The sequence below is a fragment of the Demequina sp. NBRC 110053 genome (genome assembly GCF_002090095.1).
In the GTDB taxonomy this organism is placed as follows: domain Bacteria; phylum Actinomycetota; class Actinomycetes; order Actinomycetales; family Demequinaceae; genus Demequina.
The window spans coordinates 1,493,766-1,518,844 of record NZ_BBRJ01000002.1 but is presented as its reverse complement, the minus strand read 5'-3'; the positions used below and the strand labels follow the sequence as shown (position 1 = coordinate 1,518,844).

Genomic DNA, 25,079 nt, shown 5'->3' with positions numbered 1-25,079 from the left:
GTGGCTGTGGGCGAGGGTGTGCCCCGGCTCTCGCAAGGGAGCCGGGGCACACCGGTCACCTGCCCTTAGACGGGCAGGTCGTCGTAGCGGAACAGGAACGCCGCCATCGCGTCACGGGTGGTCGTGGAGAACGGTCGGAACTCCAGACCGCGAGGCGAGTCCCACCCCTGCGTGATGCCCGTGTCGGCCAGCCACGTGATCTCCGTGTAGAACTCCGTGTTCGAGTCCGTGATGTCCACGAACGGAGACTCCTCCGGAGCGTCCCAGTCGGGCTCCCCGGCCAGGCGATACAGGAACGCCGCCATCGCATCACGGGTGATAGGCGCCGTGGGACGGAACTCCTGACCCCTGGGCGTGTCCCAGCCCAGCGTGATGTCCTGCTCGGACAGCCACACGATCTCCTCGTAGAACTCGGTGCTGTCCGGCGTCACATCCACGAACGGGGAAGGACCAGAGGTGTCCACCTCAGGCTCACCCTCATAGCGGTACAGGAACGCCGCCATCGCATCACGAGTGATCGACCGCGTGGGACGGAACTCCCGACCCTCAGGAGTCTCCCAGCCCAGCGAGATCCCCTCACCGGCCAACCACATGATCTCCTCATAGAACTCCGTCGACTCCGGCGTCACATCACCGAACTCGATGGCGTTGCCCCCTGCGGGGGCCATGGTCCACGTGTCGATGTCAGCGAGCTCGACGTCCTCGGCGCCCGTGAAGACGAAGAAGATGTCGTGCACGCCGGCCACGCCGGACAGCGTGGTGGAGAACTCGCCGAACTCGTCGACGGTGCCGTCGAGGTCGATGGTGCCGAGCAGGGAGCCCGTGGAGCTGCCCGCGCGGACCTCGATGGCGGCGCCCTCAGCCAGCGGCTTCGCGCGGGCCGTGAGAGTCACCTCGTCCTCATCGCCGAAGTCGACCGAGGACAGCGCGGTCCAGTCGCCATCGTTCAGCGCCGTCAGGACGGAGTTGGCCTCCTGAGGACCGAACTCCGCAGAGCCGCGCTCGATGAGCTCGGTGAGCACGCCGGACTGCCAGCCGATGGTCTCGGCCTCGATGACGCGGAACGGATCGAAGTTCTTGATCTGCTCCACGCCGGCGTAGTTGCCGACGATGGGGACGATGGTGCCGTCCTCGTTGAACTCCACCTTCTGCATGTGGGGGCTGCGGTAGCCGGAGATGTTGGTCCCCGCCTCCGAGTTCATCCGGGCATTGATCGTGGGCGCGTGGTACGTGAAGTAGTACTCGCCGTTCAGCTCGAAGAACGACTGGTGGTTGTTGCCACCCGTGCCGCTGCCGAAGAAGTTCGCCTGGTTGAGGAACGCCGTGCCAGCGAACTGAGCGGGAGTCCACGGACCCATCGGGTCGTCCGCCATCAGGTAGGCGATCGCGCCCGTCGGGGGTGCTCCGGGATCACGGCCGCCGGTGGTGAAGTCCGTCGAGTACGAGTAGTAGTACTTCCCGTCTCGCTCGAACACGTGGCTCGCCTCGAAGATGTTCGGGGCGTCGACCACCTGAGCCTCGCCGTCGAGCGAGATCATGTCGTCGGCCAGCTTGACCGCGTAGGTGGTCATCGGGTTGTTGACCGGGTCCTCGACCGCGGATGACGGGTTCGGGTCGCCGCCGCCGTAGTAGAGGTACGCCTGGCCGTCGTCCGCGACGTACACGCCCGGGTCGAAGTACCAAGCCGAGTACTCCTCGGGCACGCCCGGGGTATTGCGGTCCGCGAGCGGTCCGTCGAGCGGGCTCGTGAACGGACCGGTCGGGGTCGGGCCCTCGAGGACGCCCACGCTCGAGCCGTTGTTCGAGAAGTACAGGAAGAACTTCTGCTCGCCGTCGACCTCCTTGGCCGCGAATGCGGGCGCCCACGAGTTGGATGCCCACGTCGCGGCGCCCTCGGGCCCGGCCACGGAGATGGCGCCGTGGTCGACCCAGTTCACCATGTCATCGGAGGAGATCACGACGATCTCGTTGATCCGAGCGTAGGTGTTGGTGTCGCTGTCCAGAGTGGGGTCCCACTCCTGCGTGTCGTTGGTCATGTAGATGTACACGCGGCCGTCGAACACGAACGCGTTGCCGTCGGCGCCAAAGCGGTGCGACATCAGCGGATTGTGCTCGCCCACGCGCTTGCCGACGATCGGGATGGTGACGTCGTCGGCCTCGGGGGTCTCCACCTCGGGGAGCAGCGTCATGACGACGTCGTCGAGGTAGAAGTCCATGAGGTCGGCGTCGGGATCGCCGCTCGCGACGTACGGCGTCTCGAAGAACAGGATCACGTCGTCCACGTTGGCGCTGGCGCCGACGTTGAGAGTTCCCGTGATCTCCGTCCACTCGCCCTTGGCCGCGACGCCGTTGCCGGTGCTGTTGGTGTAGGCGAAGTCGAAGTACGTGTTGGACGTGCCTCCGAACCTCGCCGTTCCGTTGAAGCGCTTGGTCGCCGGGGTGTCCTCGCCCTCGTAGCGCACCCACGCCGACAGGTAGTACTGCCGTCCCTGCTCGAGCATCCCGCTGAGATCGTAGGACGCTCCGGCGAAGGTGCCCGCGCGCTCGCTGACGAGCAGCGCTGCGTCGCCCGTGCGGGCCTCGGTCTCATCCGTGAGCTCGATCGTGGACACGCCGTTGCCGTCGCCGTACCAGGGCTCGATGCCCTCCTCGAAGCCGCCGTTCTCGATGATGTTGGCATCCTCGGGGATCGGGGCCAGCAGGGAGACGTCGTCGACCACGAAGCTCATGAGGTCGTTCGCGCCGGGCGAGCCGACGAACGGGGTCTCGATCATGATCGAGGTGTCCTCGTTGACCTGGTCCTCCGTGAGCGTGAAGGTGCCGGTCAGCTCGGTCCACTCGCCCTCCTGGGCGGTGACGGAGAAGCGGTCGTCGAACGCGTAGGCGCCCGACCACGTGGTGAGGTTGAACGTCTTCTCGGTGACGGTGGCCTCCGCGGAGTTCCACTTCAGCCACAGGGAGACGCTGTACTCGACGCCCGCCTCAGCGGCGTCCGACATGTCGAAGTAGGGGCCCGACTGCGTGCCGGTGCGGTTGTTCACCTGCATCGCCTGGTCGCCGGTGCGAGCGTCATCGGTGATCTGCAGGGCGCCGCCGCGCTGAGCCGACCAGCCCTCAAGGCTGCCCGACTCGAAGCCGCCGTCCGGGATGAGTTCGAGGTCCGCGGCGTGAGCCGCGGGAACGAGCGCGGCGACGAGCACCGCACCCAACCCCACGGCCGCGACCGCGGCCCGTCGTGGTGTCTTCAGAACCATGGTGACATTCCTCCTTGGATGTGCTTGGTGTGGTTCGTGGTTCGTGGTCTGAGGTCTCACGGCGCGATCCAGCGCGCCAGCGCGCTCGCGGCCGATCATGCGGCGGCCGCCTCGTAGCGGTACAGGAACGCGGCCATCGCGTCACGAGTGGTCTCGTTGAACGGACGGAACTCCAGACCACGAGGCGAGTCGTAGCCCTGCGTGATGCCCGTGTCAGCCAGCCACGTGATCTCCGTGTAGAACTCCGTGTTCGAGTCCGTGATGTCCACGAACGGAGACTCCTCCGGAGCGTCCCAGTCGGGCTCCCCGGCCAGGCGATACAGGAACGCCGCCATCGCATCACGGGTGATAGGCGCCGTGGGACGGAACTCCTGACCCCTGGGCGTGTCCCAGCCCAGCGTGATGTCCTGCTCGGACAGCCACACGATCTCCTCGTAGAACTCGGTGCTGTCCGGCGTCACATCCACGAACGGCGACTCGCCAGAGGTGTCCACCTCAGGCTCACCCGCATAGCGGTACAGGAACGCCGCCATCGCATCACGAGTGATCTCGCTCTCGGGACGGAACTCCATCCCCGCAGGAGTCTCCCAGCCCTTGGTGATCCCGCGACCAGCCAGCCACATGATCTCCTCGAAGAACTCCGTGCTGTCCGGCGTCACGTCCACGAACGACACCGACGGAGCGGGCCTCAGGGACACGAGCGCGACCTCGAGCTCGTGCTCAGGAGCGTCGATCTGATTCTGTGTCGACGCTCCGTCCACCGCTTCCGCGAGCCACTCGGCCGCGTCCTCGACCGCGCTCCAGGTGGCCTGCGTGTACGCCTGGGCGCTGAGTCCTGCCACCTCGTCGAGCAGCTCCTCCGCACGCGACGTGTCGAGCTCGTCGGAGCCGGCCGTGAGGGTGTCCGACAGGTAGTAGTAGTCGAAGTCGGCGTGGCCCCCCTCGTTCAGCGTCGCGTAGGTGAACAGTCCGAACCGGTACCCCATGAAGTGCCCCTGGTACGAGTCGTTCGGCATGGAGTAGCCATCGCCCAGCAGCGTCCAGGTCTCGTTGTCGAGGCTGTAGTAGAACGCCATCCGGCCGGGTCCGGTGTAGTCGACGTCGGCCTTGAGGTACACGTCGGTCGCATCGGCGGGCAGGTCCGCGGTGGTGCCCGGCTCGAAGTTCTCGACGGCGCTCACGTCGTCCTCGTAGGCGCCGCCCGTGCGGGTCCGGTGGACCACCCCCACGGTCCGGGTGTCACCGTTGTCCTGAACCGCCACGTATCCGAACTCGCGGGTGTAGACGGCGAGGCCGGCCACGTCACCCTCGTTGAGTCCCGAGATGTCCAGCCGGGTCTCCGCTGACGAACGAGGTCCGAAGGTCCGCTGCGAGAGCGTGTTGCGGGTCTCCTCGAAGTAGGTGAGTCGGTTGGCGGCGATGGGGTTCTTGCGGAACTGCGCCTGTCCCGTCACCACGTCGAAGTTCTCGATGCGCAGCCAGCCCTCCCGGTCGGTGAGCGACCAGTGCTCGTTGTGCGGCGCGTGATTCCACTGCCACTCGAGAGCGAGCTCGGATCCGTTGTTCGCCCACTCCTCCTCGTAGCCCTCGTGCGCCTCGTCGTTGAACGCACGCGCGGGCGCGTCGTTGGCGAAGTCGTCCGACGTCACGATCTGGCGGAGGTTCTCGCGGTGCTGCTGGGCGGGAGTCAGGTCGACCGGGATCTCGAGGTCGCCCGGCAGGTCGACGTCCCCGTTCTCGTCGCCGAACTGTGGCCATGCATCGGACCCAGGCTCGGGCCACTCGACAGGCACCAACGTGGGGATGCGCCCGAGCGGGTAGTTGTCGCGGAACAGCATCGCGTAGCTGTCCACCTCGCCGCCCTCGTGCCGGACGTCGATCAGTCCGCCCTGGGCGATGCCGTTCGAGTCGAGAACGACCTCGTACTCATAGGGGTCACCGCCGTCGATCGGGCCCAGCAGGTCGTCGCTGCGGAACAGCTGAGTCTGACGTCGGCCCTGGATCCAGGTGATCATCACCACGTAGTAGGTGCCATCGATGTAGTAGGCGTGAGCGCCCTCGAAGCCGCTGCCCAGCGTCTCCTCGTACATCGACTGGTTGATGAGGGTCGCGTTGACTCCGCCCGGCGCCGCCCGTGTGAGGTCCTCGGTGAGCTCCGTGATCGTCAGGCCGTTGTATCCGTGGAGCACATACGGCTTGTCGTCGTCGGTCGGATCCCAGAAGAGCGACGGATCGTGGAACGTGCGGTCGTACTCGATGCGCTCCCACTCGCCGCTCTCGATGTCATTGGTGATGAAGAGGTACGCGTGCCCGTTGTTGTTCGTGTTGAAGAACACGTAGTACTTGCCGTCGTGGTACCGCAGGGACGTCGCCCATTGGCCTTCCCCGTAGGCGCTGGTGCCGCCCCTGAGCGAGTCCGTGTCGCCGGTCGACAGGATGTCGTACGTGTAGTTGACGATCTCCCAGTTGACGAGGTCGATCGACTTCATGATGGGCGCGCCGGGCGACAGGTGCATGGTGGTGGACACCATGTAGTAGGCGTCGTGCTCGGCGCCGGTGTCCTCCTTGGGCACCATGATCGTGCTCACGTCGGGCACGTCCGCCTTCAGGATGGAGTTCTCGAAGGTGCCGTCATCGCGCGCGGTCGACGTGAGGCCGCGGATGGCGGGGCCGGCCTCAGGCGTGGGCGGCGTGAAGGGCTGGCCGATCAGCGAGACGTCATCGACGAAGAAGTCCATGAGGTCGTTCACCGGGTCCGGCGAGGAGGTCCACGGCGTCTCGAAGAACAGGGTGACGTCGGCGACGTTCGCCGTCGCCCCCACCTCGAGCGTGCCCGTGATCTGCGCCCACTCCCCGCGCGTCGCCACGACGCTGGCGAAGTCGTCCCAGGTCGCGGAGCCATAGCGCACGGTGGCGTTGAACTGCTTGGTGGCCGGACCCTCGTCGAAGCGCACCCACGCGCTGATGTCGTACGAGCGCCCCTGATCGAGCAGTCCGCTCAGGTCCTGCGAGGGACCCGCTCCCGTTGCGGCCCGATCCGTCACGCCCACCGCGCCGGTGCCGCCGTGCACTGGTGTGTCGACCGCGGCGATCGTCGATTCCGCGTTGCCATCGCCGGTCCACCCCGCGATCCCGTCCTCGAAGGTCCCGTTCACGATGACGTCCTCGGGGTCGTCCACGGCCGCCTCGGCGTGAGGCGAAGGGAGGGCGATGCTGGCGAGGGCGACGGCGCCGATGACGGCGAGGGCCGAGCGACGGCGAGGCGCCGCGACGTTCCAACTCATGAGATCTCCATTGATCGCGAGAAGCTGTCCTGCTGATGAGTCGTGCTGACGCCCGCCGAGAGAGCCGACTGTTAACGTTCAATCGACAGGCAATAGTGCGATGTTAGCGTGAACAACTAGCGTTGCCAAGCACTCTAAGTCAGGAGATCGCTAGCGGGAAGCAACGAACCGTTTCGATTTTTGGACACCCATCACCAGGGGTGTCACGACGCCGGATACGCACCCGTCCGACTCGTGCCGCGCGGCCGTCCCCCACAGGTCCGGCGTAGTCGGCGCGCTGGTCCGGAGGGCTCAGCTCTCAGCAGCGAGCGACCAGCGGGCGCCGTCCGCGGCGTCCTCGATCACGATTCCCGCGCCGGCGAGCCGGTCCCGAATCTCGTCCGCGGTCGCCCAGTCCTTGGCGGCACGAGCGGCGGCACGCGCCTCGATGTCCGCGCGGACGAGCGAGTCCAGCGCCGTCATGGCGCTCGAGGATCCGGTGCCGGTCTCCGCCCACTCGGGCGAGGCAGGGTCGAGCCCCAGCACGTCGAGCATCGCGCGCACGGACACGAGGGCAGCCGTGAGCGCCCCGTCGTCGCCGGAGGCCAGCGCGGCGTTGCCGGCCCGCACCGTCTCGTGCACATGGGCGAGAGCACGAGGCACCGACAGGTCGTCGTCCATGGCCTCGACGAATGGCTCGGGCAGCTCGACGGTGGTGACGTCCGCACTGTCGCGGTCCCCCACGCGCTCGGCAGCCCGCGCCACGAAGCCGGCGAGCCTGCCCCAGGTCGCCGTCGCGTCCTCCATGGTCTGCTCCGAGTACTCGAGCATCGACCGGTAGTGCACCTGCGCGAGCGCGAGCCGCAGTGCGGGCGCTGGATAGCGCTCCAGCACCTCGGACACGAGCAGGCCGTTCCCGAGGGACTTGGACATCTTGGCGCCGGACTGCGTCACCCAGGCGGAGTGCATCCACAGCCGCGCGAAGCCATCTCCGGCGGCTCGCGACTGCGCCTGCTCGTTCTCGTGGTGCGGGAAGCGCAGGTCGAGCCCGCCCCCATGGATGTCGAACTCCGGTCCGAGGAAGCGACGCGCCATCGCCGAGCACTCGATGTGCCAGCCAGGCCGCCCGGGACCCCACGGCGAGTCCCACGCGGCGGTCGACGGCTCACCGGCCTTCGTCGCCTTCCACAACGCGAAGTCGCGCGGATCGCGCTTCGCCTCTGATGGGGCGTCGGGCGCGGGCGTGAGGTCCTCGAGCGCCTGGCGCGTGAGGGAGCCGTACTCGGCGAACGAGCGCACGTCGAAGTACACCGATCCCTCGTGCTCGTAGGCATGACCGCTGTCGATCAACGCGTCCACGAGGGCGATGATCTCCGGGATGTGTCCCGTCGCGCGCGGCTCCGCGGCCGGCTGCCGCACGCCCACGGCCGCGTAGGCGGCCTGGAACTCGCGCTCGAATCGGAGGGCCCACTGCCACCACGGCACGTCGGCCTCTGCGGCCTTCGCGAGCGTCTTGTCGTCGATGTCGGTGACGTTGCGCACCATGGTGACGCGGTGACCGGTGCGCTCGAGCCAGCGCTGCAGCACGTCGAACGCGACGGCGCTGCGCAGGTGACCCACGTGAGGGCTCGCCTGGACGGTGGGGCCGCACAGGTAGATGCCGACCCTGCCGGGCTCGAGCGGCTCGAAGGCGCGCTCGGTGCGGGTCGCGGTGTCGAACAGGTGCAGCGTCACGCGAGCCAGGCTACCGGTCGGACGCAGGGAAGACGAGCGCGGTGGCCAGCGCCGCGAGGCCCTCGCCGCGCCCTGTCAGTCCCAATCCGTCGGTGGTGGTGGCGCTGACACTCACCGGGGCGCCGACGGCGTCGGACAGCACGCCCTCGGCCTCGGCGCGTCGCGTGGCGACCTTGGGGCGATTGCCGATGATCTGCACCGCGACGTTGCCGACCTCGAACCCGGCCGCGCGCACCAGCCGGGCGGTCTCCTGCAGCAGCGCCACGCCCGATGCGCCCGCCAGCTCGGGTCGGTCGGTCCCGAAGGTCGAGCCCAGGTCGCCCAGGCCCGCAGCGCTCAGCAGCGCGTCACACGCCGCGTGAGCGGCCACGTCGCCATCGGAGTGCCCGGACAGCGGAGTCTCACCCGGCCACAACAGGCCCGCGAGCGCGAGGTCGGCGCCGTCCGGGTCGCCGAAGGCATGGACGTCGACCCCGAGGCCGGTGCGGGGAGTCGTCATGACGCCTCCACCTGTGGTGCGATCGCGGCGGCGAGGATGAGGTCGCTCGGGCGCGTCACCTTGAAGCCCCACTCGTGGCCGTCCACAGCGACGATGCGGTAGCCGAGCTCGCGCGCGAGGCTCGCATCGTCAGTGGCGTCGACGCCTGTGCTGCGGTGCGCATCGAGGGCGACGCGCCCGCGGAACGTCTGGGGCGTCTGCACGGCGCGCAGCGTCGCTCGGTCGAGCGGCGCGCCCAACCCGCCGTCCGCGGCGGGCGCGGCGACCAGCGTGTCCGTCACCGGAACCACGGGCACCGCCCCGTCGGCACCGGCCTCCACTGCCCTGACGGTCGCGGCCATGACGCTGAGATCCTGGAACGCGCGCGCCGCGTCGTGGATCAGCACCACGTCGTCATCGTCCAGGGCGAGGGCGGTGAGCCCTGCGGCGACGGACTCCTGGCGCGTGGCGCCACCGGCGACCACGCGGGCGGCTCCGTCCACCGCCTCGCGGAACGCATCCAGGTGCGATGCGGGCGCCGTCACGACCACCGCATCGGCGATCTGCAGGACGCGCGACACAGCCCAGGCGACGAGCGCGCGGCCCTCGATGTGCACGAGCGCCTTGGGCACGTCTGCGCCCAGGCGAGTGCCCGAGCCGGCGGCCGTGACGACCGCCGCGGTGGTCACGAGGCGAGGACCTCGTCCAGGCGAGCCTCTGCGGCGGCCTCGTCGCACTTCTCGGCGAGCGCGAGCTCGCTGACGAGGATCTGGCGCGCCTTGTGCAGCATGCGCTTCTCGCCGGCGGACAGTCCCTTGTCGGTGTCGCGGCGGGACAGGTCGCGGACCACCTCGGCCACGCGGATCACGTCGCCGGAGGCGAGCTTCTCGACATTCGCCTTGTAGCGGCGGGACCAGTTGGTGGGCTCCTCGATGTACGGCTCGCGCAGCACGCCGAACACCTTCTCCAGACCGGCCTCGTCGACGACGTCGCGGACACCCACGAGATCGACGTTCTCCGCGGGCACCTCGATGGTGAGGTCTCCCTGGGCCACCTTGAGCTTGAGGTACGTCTTCTCCTCGCCCCTGATGGTCCGCTTCTTGATGTCCTGGATCTGCGCCGCACCGTGGTGCGGGTAGACGACGGTCTCGCCGACGACAAAGTTCATTGTGGGTTGAGCCCTTCTTCGCGGATTCCCATTCTACCACCGCGACACGCCGCATTAACAGGACGTCTGCGCGTTGCCCTGGAGCGACGCGCCGGTGGAGCCGATGCGCCCGTCACCGGTATCCTTCTGGTGCGCTGTCCCCCTCGAAAGGAAATGCTCCGCCGTGAAGACTTCGTTCGCCACCGGCGCCCTCGCGTCTCTCGCCGCACTGGCCCTCGCCGGGTGCTCGTACGTGAACCCGATCACGACACAGGAGAACTACGCGGCTTCCGACGGCTCGCAGGTGCAGATGGGGGCCGTCGAAGGCCTCAACCTCATCGTGGTGTCGCCCGGCGCCGGCGAGCCGGGGACTCTCATCGGGACCCTCCACAACAGCTCCGCCGAGGACATCGACGTCCAGGTCACCTTCGACGGCGAGACGATGACCACGGTCACGGTCCCCGCGGGCCAGAACCAGCAGCTCGGGCCCGCCGACGGCGCGACCGAGGTGCCGGGCACGACCGAGGTGCTCCCAGGGCTGACCACCGAAGCCGCGCTCATGTCGAGCACCGACGGCACCTTCACCGTCGAGGTGCCGGTCATGGACGGCACCCTGCCCGAGTACGCGGATGTGCTCGCCGAACTCGGCTGAGCCCCCCCGTCGCGCTCAGAGTGGTTCGTACTGTCCGTGGCAAGGCCGATGCGCGGGCCGGGTACGCACGAGGCGCCGCCCCCTCGCGGGTGACGGCGCCTCGCGGCGTTGAGGTCGGGGCTCAGCCGAAGCGACCGGAGATGTAGTCCTCCGTCGCCTTCTCGACGGGAGTCGAGAACATGGTCGGGGTGTCGTTCATCTCGATGAGCTTGCCTGGCTTGCCCGTTCCCGCGATGTTGAAGAACGCGGTCCGGTCCGACACGCGCGCCGCCTGCTGCATGTTGTGCGTCACGATCACGATCGTGTACTGCTCCTTGAGGTCCTGGATGAGGTCCTCGATCGCAAGCGTCGAGATGGGGTCCAGCGCGGAGCAGGGCTCGTCCATGAGCAGCACGTCAGGCTTAATCGCGATCGCGCGGGCGATGCACAGGCGCTGCTGCTGCCCGCCCGACAGCGAGGAGCCTGGCTTGTCGAGGCGATCCTTGACCTCCGCCCACAGGTTCGCGCCGCGCAGCGAGCTCTCCACCAGGTCGTCGGCGTCGGAGCGGCTGATGCGCTTGTTGTTGAGCTTCACGCCGGCGAGCACGTTCTCCGAGATCGACATCGTGGGGAACGGGTTGGGCCGCTGGAAGACCATCCCCACGTGGCGGCGCACCGTCACGGGGTCGACGTCCGAGCCGTACAGGTCGACTCCGTCCATGAGGACCTCTCCCTCGACGCGGGCGCCTGGGATGACCTCATGCATGCGGTTCAGCGTGCGGATGAAGGTGGACTTGCCGCAGCCGGACGGGCCGATGAAGGCCGTCACCGACTTGGGCTCGATGGCCAGCGAGACGTCCTCCACGGCGAGGAAGCTGCCGTAGTACACGTTGAGGTTGTTGATGTCGATGCGCTTGGACACGGGTGCTCCGGTTCTTCAGGCTCAGCGGCCGGTCTTGGGGGAGAAGTACTTGGCGATCAGTCGGGCGATGAGGTTGAGGCTCATGACGATGAGGATCAGCACGAGGGCCGCTCCCCACGCGCGGTACTCGGTGATCTCGCCGATGCAGGCGTCGGTGCTGCACGGCAGCACGCCCTTCTCGTACTCCGAGATGATGTAGACGGGCAGGCTCATCATGCGGCCCTCGAAGAGGTTCCAGTTGAGCGAGTCCGCGACGCCCACCGCGACCAGCAGCGGAGCGGTCTCGCCGACCACACGGGCGATCGCGAGGGTGATGCCCGTCGTCACGCCGGCGATCGAGGTGCGCAGGACGACCTTGAGGATGGTCAGCCACTTGGGCACGCCCAGCGCGTAGGACGCCTCGCGCAGCTCATTGGGCACGAGCCTGAGCATCTCCTCGCTCGAGCGCACCACCACGGGGATCATCAGCACCGACAGCGCGATCGCGCCCACGATGCCGAGCTTGGTCCCCGGTCCGAGCGTCAGCGCGAACAGTGCGTACGCGAACAGGCCGGCCACGATGGAGGGGATGCCGGTCATGACGTCGACGAAGAAGGTGATCGCGCGCTTGAGCCAGCCCTCGCCGTACTCGACCAGATAGATCGCCGTGAGCAGTCCCACCGGCACGGAGATCACCGTCGCGGCGAGCGTCATCATGAGCGTGCCGACGATTGCGTGCGAGATTCCGCCGAAGGGCGCGTCGGCGCCGAAGATGCCGCGCATGGTCTGGTTGAGGAACTCGAGGTTGAAGCCCGCATCGAGCCCCTCGGCATCCGAGATCATGAACCGGTCGATGCCCTTGACGACCACCGTGACCGACAGCCACACCAGCGGTATCAGAGCGACGATGAAGGCGCCGTAGATGACCGCGCTCATCGCCTGGTTCTTGAGGCGCCGCGAGCGCGAGATCTGCCCGAGAGGCGTGACCTCCCTGACGGGCGCGGGGGACTGCGTCGTGACGGCCATCAGTTCGCTCCCGAGAATTCGCTGCGACGCGACACGATCCAGCGCGCGAGCATGTTGACGAGCAGGGTGATGAGGAACAGCGCCAGGCCCATCGCGATCAGCGAGTTCACGCCGAGCGCGTTGGCCTCGGGGAACTGGAGCGCGATGTAGGCGGCGATGGTGTTGTGCTGGTTGGGCTGCAGGATGTGGGCGGAGTAGCTGAGGCCGGGGCCGATGATCATCAGCACGGCCATGGTCTCGCCGAGTGCGCGACCCAGGCCCAGCATGGTCGCGCCGACCATGCCCGAGCGGCCGAACGGGAAGACCGCCATCTTGATCATCTCCCACCGGGTGGCGCCCATGGCGAGCGCCGCCTCCTCGTGGAGAGTGGGCGTCTGCAGGAAGACCTCGCGACTGACCGCGGTGATGATCGGGATGATCATGATCGCGAGCACGATGCCGGCGCTCATCGCGACACGTCCGGTGAAGATCTCTCCCGACTCCGGTGGCGCGAACAGCGGGATGAAGCCCAGGTAGTCCGCGAGGACCTGATAGAACGGCGTGAGCACGGGCACCAGGACGGCGACGCCCCACAGGCCGTAGACCACGGACGGGACCGCGGCGAGCAGGTCGATCAGGTAGCCCAGGCCCTGCGCGAGCTTGCGCGGCGCATAGTGCGAGATGAACAGCGCGATGCCGATCGACACCGGGGTCGCCAGCAGCAGCGCGATGATCGAGATCAGCAGGGTGCCGTAGACCAGATACCCGATGATCTCGATGAGGCTCTGGCCGTCCTCGGGCTTGATGAAGGAGACGGACTCCCCCAGCTCCGCCGCGCTCATCGTGATCGCCGGCCATGCCTCCAGCAGGAGGAAGGTCGCGACGGCCGCGAGGGTGACGAGGATCAGCGCGCCCGCGCCAGTCGAGAGCCCCTTGAAGAAGCGGTTGGCCGCTGCCCCTGGGTGGGTCCCGTAGTCGTCCTCGGTCGCCGGCTGCGGCGACGTGGTGGTCGTCACGCTCGAGTCTCCCTCGCTAGTGCGTCACTGGTGACAGGGGCAGTGGGCTCACCCCGACTGGATGAGCCCACTGCCACTGTAGGGGTTGGGGTCAGCCCGCCGCGATCTCGTCGAGGATCGCGGTGATCTGCGCGCTCAGGTCGGCCGAGAGCGGGGCGGAGCCGGCTGCCTCGGCGGAGATCGCCTGGCCCTCCTCCGACGCGACGTACTTCTCGAAGCCGGTGACCAGCGCGCGCTCCGTCTCGTCGTCGTACTGCGAGCAGACGATGTGGTACGAGACCAGGGTGAGCGGGTAGGCGGTCGAGTCCGTCGTGGTGCGGTCGATGGCGTACGCGAGGTCGTTCTCACCGTTCGAGTTCTCCGCGAGCGGCGATGCGGTGACGATGTTCGCGGCGGCCTCAGGGGAGAACGGCACGTACTCCTCGCCCACCTTGATCGCGACCGTGCCGAGCGAGCCGGCGCGCGACGCGTCGGCGTACCCGATGGAGCCTGCCGTGGCGGTGACGCCCTCGACGAGAGCCGAGGTGCCGTCGAAGCCCACCCGCTGCGCGGCGGTCTCGGGGAACTCCTTCGAGGCCTCGTGAGGCCACGCGCCGTCCGACGCCTGCTCGAGGTAGTCGGTGAAGTTCTCCGAGGTGCCCGACGAGTCCGAGCGGTGCGCGACGGTGATCGTGTCACCGGGGAGCTCCACGCCCTCGTTCTGCGAGGCGATCGCCTCGTCGTCCCACGTCGTGATGTCGCCGTTGAAGATCGCGCCGATGGTCGCCGCGTCGAGGTTGAGCGAGTCCACGCCCTCGAGGTTGAAGATCACCGCGACGGGCGAGATGTACATGGGCAGGTGGTAGGCGCCGCCGTCACCGTCGCAGCGCTCGACAGCCTGCTCGTACTCCGCGTCCTCGAGCAGGCCGTCGGAGCCGGCGAAGGGCACGGCGCCCGAGAGGAACTGCTCGATGCCGCCGCCAGAGCCCACCGGGTCGTAGCCGACGGTCACCTCGGGGTTGGCCTCCTGGAACTTGGCGCGCCAGGCGTCCATCGCGGACTCCTGCGACGATGCGCCGGCACCCTGCAGGTTGCCGGACAGCGACGTGGGCTCGCCGGCCGCGGACTCGGTGCCGGCGGCGGTGGGCTCGTCCGACGAGTCGGTCGTCTGCTCGTTCGAGGGCGAGCAGGCCGCGAGCACGAAGGTCAGCGCGGCGGCCGAGGCCACGGCGCCGGTACGCAGTGCAATCTTCACAGTCGAGTTTCCTCACTTGGATTGATGGGGTCCCGGCAACCTGCCGGACGCTCTCAAAGTTAGGGATGGCAGGTAACGAGGCCGAGGGCCCAGACTGAACACTCGGTGAACAATCCGTGAACGCGCACGCGGACCGGAAGGGCCGTTCGTGAGACGCTACGCCTCGAACGTGTAGCCCACACCTCGGACGGTCTGGATGAGCAGCGGCTCCGACGGATCCGCCTCGATCCGGCCTCGCAGCCGCTTGATGTGGACGTCGAGCGTCTTGGTGTCCCCGAAGTAGTCGGCGCCCCAGACACGGTCGATGATCACCTGGCGCGGCAGCACCCGTCCGGCGTTCTGAGCGAGCAGGTGCAGGAGGGCGAACTCCTTGGGCGGCAGCGACTGCACCTCGTCCCCCCGCGTGACGGACAGGCGCTCGGGGTCGAGCGTGAGCCCGCCCACGGAGAGCCGCTCGGGCTCGTCAGGGATGCCGGACGCGGCCAGCTGCTGGCGACGCAGCAGACCCCGCACCCGCGCCACGAGCTCGCGGCCCGAGTACGGCTTGGTCACGTAGTCGTCCGCGCCCAGCTCCAGGCCGATGATCTTGTCGACCTGGTCGTCCTTGGCCGTCACCATGATCACGGGCACGTCCGAGCGCTCCCGGATCGCCCGGAACACCTCCTGGCCGGACATGCCAGGGAGCATGAGGTCCAGCAGGATCACGTCCGCGCCGTCGCGCTGGAATGCCTCGACGCCCTGCGGGCCCGTCTCGGCCAGCAGCACGTCGAAGCCCTCACGGCTCAGCAGATACTTGAGCGAGTCGCGATACGACTCCTCGTCCTCGACCACGAGCACGCGCCCCTCGGTCATGACTCCTCCTCGTCGGCCGAAGCCGCGTCGTCCACCTGGCCTTCGATCGCCAGGCGGATGGTGAACGTCGAGCCCACCGAGGGCTGCGACCACAGATGAACGGTGCCCGAGTGCTGGGCCACCACGTGCTTGACGATCGACAGACCCAGGCCGGTGCCGCCCGTGTCGCGCGAGCGCGCCGGATCGGTGCGGTAGAAGCGCTCGAAGATGCGCTCCTGGTCCTCCTCGGCGATGCCGAGCCCCTGGTCGATGACGGCCACCCGCGCCACGTCGCCCTCGGCGGCGAGCGACACCGTCACCCGCCCGGCCGGCTCCGAGTAGTTGATCGCGTTGTCGACGAGGTTGCGCATCGCCATCACCAGGAGGTCGCGGTCGCCCATCACGGCGGGCGAGGCGGTCACCTCTCGCACGAGGGTGATGCGCCTGCCTTCGGCGGCGATGCGGACCGACTCGAGCACCTCGTCGATCACCCCGTCCAGCGGGACGAGGTCATAGTCCATGACGGACTCGCCGCCCTGCAGTCTCGAGATCTCGATGATCTCCTGGATCAGCTTGGACAGCCGCCGCGTCTCCTTGCGGATCTTGCCGGCGAACTTCTCCACCATCGCGGTGTCCTGCGCGTTGTCCTCGATGGTCTCGGCGAGCAGCGACAGCGCGCCCACGGGCGTCTTGAGCTCGTGCGAGACGTTGACCGCGAACTCCCGGCGCGTGGCCTCCGCCGCGCGCTGCTCGGTGTTGTCGTTGGCGACCGCGAGGGCGAGCTCGTCGTTCAGCGGAGTGACGCGGACATGAACGTAGTTCGACGTGCCCAGCACTCCGCGTTTGATCTCGACCTCGTCCTCGACCGGCGCATCCGCCTTCCATGCCTTCTCAGCCAGGTCAGCGACCGAGCCGTGCAGGGCGCCGTCAGCGCGCGCCACGCCCAGGGCATGGGCCGTGGTGTTCGCGAACGCGCTGCGGCGGTCGCGGCGCACGATCACCGCGCCGGACTGGAGGACGGACAGCACCTCTCGGGTCCTGTGGGGGACGAGCGTGCCGGCACCTGTCGCCGCCTCCGATGGCCGGGGGCGGAGGAGGGCGCCGACGCCCGCGCCGACGAGGAGGGCGAGGAGGGCGAGCAGCCACGTTTCGGGGCTCATGTGGTCACAGTAACGACGGATATCCGAGTTCACCCAAAGTTCAGCGACAGCACCCAATGTTCACCGTTCCGATGGTGCGCATCGGGCCGGTCGCTGGGTGGCGATGCCACACTAGGGAGGACGCACGACCGTTGAGGAGAACCATGCGCACCCTGTTCACTGCCGAGATGTCCGAGCTCGCGGGCGACCTGGTGGCCATGAGCCGCCACGTCGAGTCCGCCATCAGCCGCGCCTCCGAGGCGCTGCTGACGCAGAACGTCGAGCTCGCGCAGGCAGTCATCGCCGACGACGCCAAGCTCGACGACCTCGAGGAGACGGTCGACGAGCGCTGCGTGCTGCTCATCGCCCAGCAGCAGCCGGTGGGCCTGGACCTGCGCACCATCATCTCCGCGCTGCGCATCTCGCAGTCGCTCGAGCGCATGGGCGACCTCGCGCAGCACATCGCCGAGGCCGCCCGCCGCGCCTACCCGGGGTCCGCGATCCCCAGCGAGCACACCGAGATCATCGAAGAGATGACCGTGGCCGCGAAGAAGGCGGCCGCCGAGGTGAGCGAGCTGCTCGAGACCCGCGACCTCAACACCGCCGCAGGAATCGTCTCCGACGACGACGACCTCGACAAGCTCCACGCCCGCGCGTACAAGACGCTCCTGGACGAGTCCTACACAGGGTCGACGCAGGAGACGCTCGACATCAGCCTCCTGGCTCGCTACTTCGAGCGGTTCGGCGACCACGCCGTGGCGGTCTCGCGACGCATCGTCTATTTGGTGACGGGCGACCACACGGGCGACCGCTCGCGCGCCTGACCGCGCATCGTCCCCCGGCATGAGAACGGGGCCCCCGCCGCGAACGGCGAGGGCCCCTGTCGGCCACGCGATGAGAGGGTGACCGAGCGCCTCTACTTCTTGCCCTGGTTGGCGACGGCCTGGATCGCGGCGGCCGCGGCATCGGCGTCGAGGTAGGTGCCGCCCGCCTTGACGGGCGCGAGCGTGTCCTCGTCGAGCTCGTAGACCAGCGGGATGCCCGTGGGCACGTTCACGCCCACGATGTCGTCGTCCGCCACGGAGTCGAGGTGCTTGATGATGGCGCGCAGCGAGTTGCCGTGCGCTGCGACCAGGACGGTCTTGCCGGCCTTGAGGTCCGGCACGATCTCGCCCTCCCAGTAAGGCAGGGCGCGTTCGAGCACGTCCTTGAGGCACTCCGTCTCGGGGACGGGCTCGCCGGCGTATCGGGGGTCGCCGGCCTGACCGTACTGGTTCTCGGCGCTGATCGGCGGCGGCGGCACGTCGTAGCTGCGGCGCCACGTCATGAACTGCTCCTCGCCGAACTGCTCGAGGGTCTCCGCCTTGTTCTTGCCCTGCAGGTCGCCATAGTGACGCTCGTTGAGGCGCCAGTCGCGCTTGACGGGGATCCAGTGGCGGTCCGCGGCGTCGAGCGCGAGGTTCGCGGTCATGATCGCGCGGCGCAGCAGCGACGTGTGGACCACGTCGGGGAGGATGCCCTCCTCCTTGAGCAGCTCGCCGCCGCGGATGGCCTCGCCCCAGCCCTTCTCGTTGAGCTCGACGTCCACCCAGCCGGTGAACAGGTTCTTCGAGTTCCAGTCGCTCTCGCCGTGGCGGAGCAGGATCAGTGTGTAGGTCATGGTTTCAGCGTAGCGCCGATGCGGGGGCCCAGTTCGGGGCAGGCGCAGGCCGCGCTCGGGATGGGCGCCGATGCGTGGGGCACCGTGGCGATCTCGCCCACCTCCCGTTCGGGAGGCAGCGCGAGCACCTCGGCGAGGGGGTACCAGCGGGCGTCATGGCCGCGTTCCGAGGCGACGAGCAGGCGGTCGTGCGCGATGGCGAAGTGGCGCGGCCACTCGCCCACGTCGAACGACGTCCGGTACCGTGCCTCCCCTTCCGGACCGAGGTCGAACAGCGCGATCACGTCCGCTCCGCGCACCGCCACCAGCACCACGTCACCGTGGATGAGGATGTGCCCGTCCTGCAGGCCCGCCTCGCCCGTGCGGTTCACAGCGGTCGTCGACGGCAGGTCCTCGATGACGTCCGCGACGGCGTTCGCGCCGTCCCACCGCAGCACCCTCAGACGGTTGTCGAGCTCGCACGTCACGTAGATGAGGTCGCCGCGGACGGCGAAGTGGCGCGGCCCCGCGCCGGCGGGCAGGACCGCCGCGATGCCGTCGTCGTCCAGCAGGCCGTCGGGCCGGATCGAGTAGCGCCGCAGCTCGTCGGTGCCGAGGTCGCACACCAGCAGATGCCGCCCGCCGGGCGCGAGCCCTGAGAAGTGCGCATGGGGAGCCTCCTGCCTGTCCTCGCGCGGACCCCTTCCCTCGTGGCCGAACACCTGAGCCGGCGTCGTGCCGACGGGAGCTCCAGTCTCCCCGAGCGCGATCACCGCGACGTCGCCGCTCATGTAGTGGCTCGCGTAGAGCGCGCGATGGCCGGGGGCGAGGCTCAGGTGGCAGCCGGCACGTCCTCCGGTGGGGACGGTGGCGATCACCGCAGGGGCGTCTGGGTCGCTCACGTCGATCGCGTGGACGGCGGAGTCGTCGGACTCTGTGATCGCGTAGAGCAGCGGCCTGCCTGGATGCGCGATGACGAACGCCGGAGCGGGCAGCTCGAGCACCAGTTGGACATCCTCTCCGCGCTGGCGCCACAGGCCCTCGCCTCGTCCCACGGGCGTGCCGTTGCCTGCAGCGGGGAAGGTTCCCCACCACGTCGTCTGGGTCATCGTCGCCTCCCACAGCGCTGCGGCTCCGCTCCCTGGAGGGAGCGGAGCCGCCGATCGGTCTCGTCGGTCAGTGCGCCGCGGCGTACGCCTCACGGATCTCCGTGGAGATCCTGCCACGCTCCGAGATGTCGTAGCCGTTGTCCTTCGCCCACGCGCGGACCTTGACGGAGTCGGCACGGCGCGGGCGCCCGGTCCCCCGCTTCGACGTCGACACGCGGCGCGCCTTCGACGCCCAGGAGCCGAGCTCCTCCCGCAGCCTCGCCGCGTTGTCCTCCGAGAGGTCGATCTCGTAGGACACATTGTCGAGCGCGAAGCTCACGGTCTGCGTCGCCTCGCCGCCGTCAATGTCGTCGACGAGCACCACTTGCACCTTCTGTGCCATCGCACGTCCTTTCTTGAAGAAGCACGCTCAGATTCACACAATGGTGCTTCAACGTCAATGGAGAATTCGTCGCATTGCGTGAGCCCCACGTGCTGTGCGCGAACAATGGGCCCGCGCGTGACTTCAGGAAACCGATCCTGGCGACTGTTTCCCGGCCTCGGGCGCATCGGCGCTCGACCCCGCTCGCGCATCGGCCTCCTCGATCGCCGCCAGCGCGGCACGCTCGTTGCGATCGGCGCGCACCACCGCGCGCATCGCGAGCCAGAAGATCACACCCACCGCTATCGATGGAATGAGGCCGATCGCCACCAGCTGCCACGTGGGCATGTCAGTCCTCCGTGGGCTTCACGAGGGGGAAGGTGATGGTCTCCCGGATGCCCAGGCCCGTCAGCGCCATCAGCAGGCGGTCGATCCCCATGCCCATGCCGCCCGACGGAGGCATCGCGAACTCCATCGCGGTGAGGAAGTCCTCGTCGATGGGCATCGCCTCGTCGTCGCCCTGCGCCGCCATCCGCGCCTGCTGCTCGAAGCGCTCGCGCTGGATGACGGGGTCCACCAGCTCGGAGTACGCCGTGCCGAGCTCGAACCCTCGCACGTACAGGTCCCACTTCTCGACCACGCCCTCCTGGGTGCGGTGGTCGCGGGTGAGGGGGCTGGTCTCGACGGGGAAGTCACGCACGAAGGTGGGCGCCACGAGCGAGTCCGCCACGTAGTGCTCCCACAGCTCCTCGACCAGCTTCCCGTGGTTGACGCGCTTGGGGTCCACCGAGACGTCGACCGCGTCGCACAGCGCCTGCAGGCGCTCGACGGAGGTCTGCGGCGTGATCTCCTCCCCGAGCGCTTCGGACAGGGAGCCGTACATGGTGAGCTCGGTCCACTGGCCCGACACGTCGTACTCGGTGCCATCCGCGAGGGTCACGACCTCGGTGCCGAAGACGTCGCGCGCCGCGCCCTGAATGAGCTCGCGCGTGAGCGTGGCCATGGTGTCGTAGTCGCCGTACGCCTCATAGATCTCGATCATCGAGAACTCCGGCGAGTGGGAGGAATCCGCGCCCTCATTCCTGAAGTTTCGATTGATCTCGAACACCTTGTCGATGCCGCCCACGACGGCCCGCTTGAGGAATAGCTCGGGCGCGATGCGCAAATACAGATCGATATCGAACGCATTCATGTGGGTCAGGAATGGGCGCGCCGCAGCGCCGCCGTGCTGCGTCTGCAGCATGGGCGTCTCGATCTCGAGGAACCCGCGCGTGTGCAGGCTCTCCCGGAGGCTTCGCGTGACGTAGGCGCGATGGCGCACCGTGTCACGAGCGAGGGGTCGTGCGATGAGGTCGACGTAGCGCTGACGGACGCGGGTGTCCTCGGCGAGGTCCTTGTGTAGCACCGGCAGGGGGCGCAGCGCCTTCGCGGCGATGGCCCAGTCGTCAGCGAACACCGACACCTCGCCGCGGCGCGACTTGATGACGCGGCCGTGCGCGAACAGGTGGTCGCCCAGGTCGACGTCGGCCTTGAACGCGGCGAGCGACTCCTCTCCCACCTCCGCGAGGCTCAACATGATCTGCAGGCGCTCACCCGCGCCATCCTGAATGGTCGCGAAGCACAGCTTGCCCGTGTTGCGCACGAACACCACGCGCCCGGCGACGCCGACGACGTCCTGGGTCTCCTCGCCAGCCTCGAGCGCATTGTCGTACTGCGCGCGGACGGCCGCGATGTCGTGTGTGCGGGCGACGCCCACCGGGTACGCCTCGCCGCCGGCCGCGATGATGCGGTCGCGCTTGGCACGGCGCACGCGCATCTGCTCGGGGACGTCGATCTCGGTCTCGGGCGCTTCAGTCACGCCCACTAGGGTACCGGCGGGTGCGGGCGCCCCTCCTCCTGCGCCTGCCCACCCGACACCTCCGAACATCCCGAGCGCGACACGCGGGTACGGCGGTCGCGCGTGCGGTGTCCGCCGGGGCGTCGCGAGCGCCGATGTTCGGGACTGTCGGCGCGCCCGTGAGCACACGTCTGGGGCGAGTCGCATTCGCGCGATTGGTGTGCCATCACAGGGACCACAGTCGCCCCAGGCGTGTGTCGAGCGGTACGGAGCTGGAGCGCCGATGCGCCGGCCGGGGCCTTCCTCGCGCGCTCGGTTCAGCTCACGTCGAGCGCGAGGTCGACGATGGGGCTCGAGTGGGTGAGCGCGCCCACCGACATGTAGTCCACTCCCGTGCTGGCGACCTCGCGCGCGGTGGCGAGGATGAGGCCGCCCGTCGCCTCGAGACGGATGCGGCCCACCTCGGGCTCGAGCTCGCGGACCTCGAGCACCAGTGCGCGCATCGCGTCCGGGGCCATGTTGTCGATCATCAGGAACCGCGCGCCGGCGTCGATGGCCTCGCGCGCCTGCTCGCGCGACTCGACCTCGACCTGAACGGGCACGTCGGGGAAGCGGGCGTGGATCGCCAGCACTGCTGCGCCCACCGAGCCCGCCGCGAGGATGTGGTTGTCCTTCACCATCGCGCAGTCGTGCAGCCCTGAGCGCTTGTTGACGCCGCCGCCCACGCGCACCGCATACTTCTCGAGCTCGCGCAGCCCCGGCGTGGTCTTGCGGGTGTCCAGCACGCGCGCGCCCGTGCCCTCGAGCGCATCCGCCCACTGCCGGGTGTGGCTCGCGATGCCCGTGGCACGCGACAGGAAGTTCAGGATCGTGCGCTCGGCGATGAGGATCACGTGGCCCGCGCCGGAGAGCTCCGCGACCTTGGCGCCGGCGTCGAGACGGTCGCCGTCCGTCGCGCGCACCTCCAGCACCGGCTGAGGCAGCGACAGCCGCTCGGCCACCTGGCCGAGCGCCTCCGCGATGACCGGGATGCCGGCGATGACCCCCGGTTCGCGCATCACGATCGCGCCGCTCACCTGCGCGGAGGCCGGAATGGTCGCCTGGGTGGTGACGTCGCGCCCCGGATCGGCGCCCAGATCCTCATCGAGGGCCTCACCCACGGCGGAGGCGAGCCATGAGGCGCGCAGCGGACGGTCCTGAGGCAGGTCTTCTGGCATGCTCACGGCGCACAAGCGTAGTCCCGTCGGGCGCATCCGCGGACCCGTCCACTCACCACTAGGCGCGCCGGAGTGACATGTGTCACACTAGGGGCTTGCCGCGGAGTCGCAGCCAGTTCTGACGCTTCCGCCGCAAGGCGGCACCGAGGGGTGAACGCTGAGGGGTGAACGCTGGGGGGTGAGCGCGAGGCGGCGTCCGAGCGCGCACCGCGCACGGGCGCCGCCCGCGTGCTCGGCGTGCCGGCGGGTGCGCCCCCGAATCAGCCCAGCTCGAGCGGCGCCCTCTGGAGCTGCAGCTCGCCGTCCCCGTCGAGGGTGGCGGCCAGACGCACGGCCCAGCGCGCATCGTCCCTGTCGGGAAAGTCATCGCGCAGATGCCCTCCCCTGGTCTCCTCCCGCGCGAGCGCGGTCGCGACCACCGCGGATGCGGCAGTCAGCACGTTGCTCGTCTCCCATTCCGCGGTCTGAGGGAGCGCGGGCACGGGCTCCGGATCGTGGAAGCGAGCACGCAGCGCCGCCAGGCGTTCGGATGCATGGAGGAGACCGGCGCCCGTACGCACCGGCCCGGCGCCCCGGTGTGCGATGGACTGGACCTGAGCGCGCATGGTCGCGGGGACCAGGGCGGCCGGGCCGGGACGGGTCACGGGCTCGAGCTGACGCACGGTGCCGTCCGCGACGGCCGCGGCGGCGTCGGTCGCCGCGCGCGAGGCGAACACCAGGCCCTCGAGCAGCGAGTTCGAGGCGAGCCTGTTGGCTCCGTGGACGCCGGTGCAGGCCGCCTCGCCCACGGCATGCAGGCCCCGCAGCGTCGATCGCCCGCGCAGGTCGGTGAGCACGCCGCCAGAATGATAGTGCTGGGCGGGCGCGACCGGGATGAGGTCCTCGGCCATGTCGATGCCGCGCTCCCCCAAGCGCTCCCAGATGGTGGGGAAGCGCTCGCGCAGGAAGGATCGTCCGAGGTGGCGGCAGTCGAGGAACACGTTGTCCGAGCCCTCCTCGTCCATCATCGCGACGATCCCCTTGCTGACCACATCGCGCGGCGCAAGCTCCGCCATCGCGTGCCGGTCGACCATGAACCGTTCGCCAGCACCGTTCAGCAGGTAGGCGCCTTCGCCGCGCACCGCCTCCGAGATCAGCGGCTGCTGGCCGCGCGCGGCCGATCCCTGCCACAGCACGGTCGGGTGGAACTGCACGAACTCGATGTCGGCGACGGCTGCGCCCGCTCTCAGAGCGGCTGCGAGCCCGTCGCCGGTCGCGGACGAGGGGTTGGTGGAGGAGCGGTAGATCTGGCCGATGCCGCCCGTCGCCATGATCACGGACTTCGCGAGAGCGGCGCCCACGCCGTCGCGCGAGCCCTCGCCGATGATGTGGAGCGTGACCCCGCACACGGGCCCGGGACGCCCGTCCCCGTCGGGCGCGGCCGTCAGCAGGTCCACCACCATCGCGTTCTCGATGACCTCGATGCCGGGGTCATTGCGGATCGCGTCGAGCTGAGCCACCAGCGCTCGGGAGATCTCGGCGCCCGTCGCATCGCCTCCCGCGTGCGCGATCCGGTCGCGGTGGTGTCCGCCTTCCCGGGTCAGGGTGATGTCGCCGTCGGGGCCGGTGTCGAAGTTCGCGCCGCGCGCCACGAGCTCGCGCACGCGGTCGGGGCCTTCGGTGACCAGTGCGCGCACCGCCTGCTCCGAGCACAGACCCGCGCCCGCCGTGAGCGTGTCCTCGAGGTGCTCCTGCGGCGTGTCCTCGGGGTGCAGCGCCGCGGCGATCCCTCCTTGGGCCCACACCGTCGACCCTGAGCTGAGCTCGCCCTTGGTCACCACGAGCACGCGATCGACCTTGGCGCGCAGCTCGAGGGCGGCGGTGAGGCCGGCGATCCCCGAGCCGACCACGATCACGTCGGCATCGATGGTCCAGCCGGGCGCGGGCGCGGCGAGATGGCGGACGTAGCGGGTCATGGGCTCAACCTAGCGGCCCGCTCGCGACCCGCCCGTCCCCGGCGCCTGCACACATCGACGTCCGGGCCCCTCGACGCCCCGACAGTGTGAACCACTGGTTCCGGAACGCGGAGGGTTGCGGCGGCTCGAGAGCGTCGTCGGCTCGAGGAGCTGGCACACCGGCGGCGGCGCCGATGCGGTAATCGGCTGCCCGAACGGACGTGAAGCGGCCCCGGCGCGCCACAAGCGCCGGGGCCGCGCGACACCCTCATCGGGTGCCTGGAGGAGCGGCCGGTACGTCACCCTGGTCGCGGGGCCCTGTCTCCCCGCGCCCTGGGATTCGCGCTTC

General features: G+C 69.1%; 21 protein-coding genes. 2 read left to right on the top strand and 19 right to left on the bottom strand.

All coding sequences use genetic code 11. The features are described from left to right. Positions 1-65: 65 nt before the first annotated feature. The 6 genes from B7K22_RS07140 to B7K22_RS07115 all read right to left on the bottom strand — a co-directional run bounded on the left by B7K22_RS07140 (position 66) and on the right by B7K22_RS07115 (position 9,897). Positions 66-3,254 carry a carbohydrate binding domain-containing protein gene (locus tag B7K22_RS07140; RefSeq protein ID WP_159448798.1) on the bottom strand — a complete coding sequence of 1,063 codons (3,189 nt, stop codon included), beginning with the start codon at positions 3,252-3,254 and terminating at the stop codon, positions 66-68. 95 nt (positions 3,255-3,349) lie between these two features. Next, complete coding sequence (locus tag B7K22_RS07135) at positions 3,350-6,538, bottom strand: carbohydrate binding domain-containing protein (protein WP_084039253.1); 3,189 nt, start codon at positions 6,536-6,538, stop codon at positions 3,350-3,352. Between the two features lie 291 nt (positions 6,539-6,829). Then, positions 6,830-8,251, bottom strand: a complete 1,422-nt coding sequence (gene cysS, locus B7K22_RS07130; RefSeq protein WP_084039252.1) for a cysteine--tRNA ligase — start codon at positions 8,249-8,251, stop codon at positions 6,830-6,832. A gap of 10 nt (positions 8,252-8,261) precedes the next feature. Beyond that, positions 8,262-8,750, bottom strand: coding sequence for a 2-C-methyl-D-erythritol 2,4-cyclodiphosphate synthase (gene ispF / locus B7K22_RS07125; RefSeq protein WP_084039251.1), 489 nt, complete (start codon positions 8,748-8,750; stop codon positions 8,262-8,264). Next, entirely contained in the window at positions 8,747-9,418 is a 672-nt protein-coding gene (gene ispD, locus B7K22_RS07120; protein ID WP_084039250.1) for a 2-C-methyl-D-erythritol 4-phosphate cytidylyltransferase, read from the bottom strand. The genes ispF and ispD overlap by 4 nt, the downstream gene beginning before the upstream one ends. Continuing rightward, positions 9,415-9,897: a CarD family transcriptional regulator gene (locus tag B7K22_RS07115; RefSeq protein ID WP_084039249.1), complete on the bottom strand. Its 483-nt coding sequence runs from the start codon at positions 9,895-9,897 to the stop codon at positions 9,415-9,417. The genes ispD and B7K22_RS07115 overlap by 4 nt, the downstream gene beginning before the upstream one ends. Before the next feature lie 163 nt (positions 9,898-10,060). Between B7K22_RS07115 and B7K22_RS07110 the strand changes: the two genes are divergently transcribed. Next, the gene (locus tag B7K22_RS07110; protein ID WP_084039248.1) at positions 10,061-10,528 is read left to right on the top strand and encodes a hypothetical protein; all 468 of its coding nucleotides are present in this window, start codon (positions 10,061-10,063) and stop codon (positions 10,526-10,528) included. Between the two features lie 121 nt (positions 10,529-10,649). Here B7K22_RS07110 and pstB read toward each other — a convergent pair whose 3' ends face one another. The 6 genes from pstB to B7K22_RS07080 all read right to left on the bottom strand — a co-directional run bounded on the left by pstB (position 10,650) and on the right by B7K22_RS07080 (position 16,654). Continuing rightward, positions 10,650-11,429, bottom strand: coding sequence for a phosphate ABC transporter ATP-binding protein PstB (gene pstB / locus B7K22_RS07105; protein ID WP_084039247.1), 780 nt, complete (start codon positions 11,427-11,429; stop codon positions 10,650-10,652). Between the two features lie 21 nt (positions 11,430-11,450). Further along, on the bottom strand, positions 11,451-12,434 hold the full coding sequence (gene pstA, locus B7K22_RS07100) for a phosphate ABC transporter permease PstA (protein WP_084039246.1): 984 nt from the start codon (positions 12,432-12,434) through the stop codon (positions 11,451-11,453). Continuing rightward, positions 12,434-13,429, bottom strand: a complete 996-nt coding sequence (gene pstC, locus B7K22_RS07095; protein WP_084039245.1) for a phosphate ABC transporter permease subunit PstC — start codon at positions 13,427-13,429, stop codon at positions 12,434-12,436. The genes pstA and pstC overlap by 1 nt, the downstream gene beginning before the upstream one ends. A 91-nt stretch (positions 13,430-13,520) precedes the next feature. Then, positions 13,521-14,663, bottom strand: coding sequence for a phosphate ABC transporter substrate-binding protein PstS (locus B7K22_RS07090; protein WP_084039244.1), 1,143 nt, complete (start codon positions 14,661-14,663; stop codon positions 13,521-13,523). 156 nt (positions 14,664-14,819) lie between these two features. Continuing rightward, positions 14,820-15,515, bottom strand: a complete 696-nt coding sequence (locus B7K22_RS07085; protein WP_084039243.1) for a response regulator transcription factor — start codon at positions 15,513-15,515, stop codon at positions 14,820-14,822. Further along, positions 15,512-16,654 carry a cell wall metabolism sensor histidine kinase WalK gene (locus B7K22_RS07080; RefSeq protein WP_084039242.1) on the bottom strand — a complete coding sequence of 381 codons (1,143 nt, stop codon included), beginning with the start codon at positions 16,652-16,654 and terminating at the stop codon, positions 15,512-15,514. The genes B7K22_RS07085 and B7K22_RS07080 overlap by 4 nt, the downstream gene beginning before the upstream one ends. A 143-nt stretch (positions 16,655-16,797) precedes the next feature. Here B7K22_RS07080 and phoU point away from each other — a divergent pair, with 143 nt between their 5' ends. Next, positions 16,798-17,457, top strand: coding sequence for a phosphate signaling complex protein PhoU (phoU, locus tag B7K22_RS07075; RefSeq protein WP_084039241.1), 660 nt, complete (start codon positions 16,798-16,800; stop codon positions 17,455-17,457). A gap of 92 nt (positions 17,458-17,549) precedes the next feature. Here the strand turns inward: phoU and B7K22_RS07070 are convergent, their stop codons facing one another. From B7K22_RS07070 to B7K22_RS07040, 7 genes are all read right to left on the bottom strand, one after another. Continuing rightward, positions 17,550-18,293, bottom strand: coding sequence for a phosphoglyceromutase (locus B7K22_RS07070; protein ID WP_084039240.1), 744 nt, complete (start codon positions 18,291-18,293; stop codon positions 17,550-17,552). Further along, positions 18,290-19,381: a beta-propeller fold lactonase family protein gene (locus B7K22_RS07065; RefSeq protein WP_084039239.1), complete on the bottom strand. Its 1,092-nt coding sequence runs from the start codon at positions 19,379-19,381 to the stop codon at positions 18,290-18,292. Before B7K22_RS07065 ends, B7K22_RS07070 begins: the two co-directional genes overlap by 4 nt. Positions 19,382-19,448: 67 nt before the next feature. Beyond that, positions 19,449-19,763: an Lsr2 family protein gene (locus B7K22_RS07060; RefSeq protein WP_084039238.1), complete on the bottom strand. Its 315-nt coding sequence runs from the start codon at positions 19,761-19,763 to the stop codon at positions 19,449-19,451. 123 nt (positions 19,764-19,886) lie between these two features. Continuing rightward, positions 19,887-20,090, bottom strand: coding sequence for a hypothetical protein (locus B7K22_RS07055; protein ID WP_084039237.1), 204 nt, complete (start codon positions 20,088-20,090; stop codon positions 19,887-19,889). 1 nt (position 20,091) lies between these two features. Beyond that, positions 20,092-21,558, bottom strand: a complete 1,467-nt coding sequence (gene lysS, locus B7K22_RS07050) for a lysine--tRNA ligase (RefSeq protein ID WP_234983407.1) — start codon at positions 21,556-21,558, stop codon at positions 20,092-20,094. Positions 21,559-21,896: 338 nt separating this feature from the next. After that, a complete protein-coding gene (nadC, locus tag B7K22_RS07045; RefSeq protein ID WP_084039859.1) occupies positions 21,897-22,796 on the bottom strand; it encodes a carboxylating nicotinate-nucleotide diphosphorylase in 900 nt (299 codons plus the stop codon). A 260-nt stretch (positions 22,797-23,056) separates the two neighbouring features. Continuing rightward, positions 23,057-24,751: an L-aspartate oxidase gene (locus B7K22_RS07040; RefSeq protein WP_084039235.1), complete on the bottom strand. Its 1,695-nt coding sequence runs from the start codon at positions 24,749-24,751 to the stop codon at positions 23,057-23,059. Between the last annotated feature and the right edge of the window lie 328 nt (positions 24,752-25,079).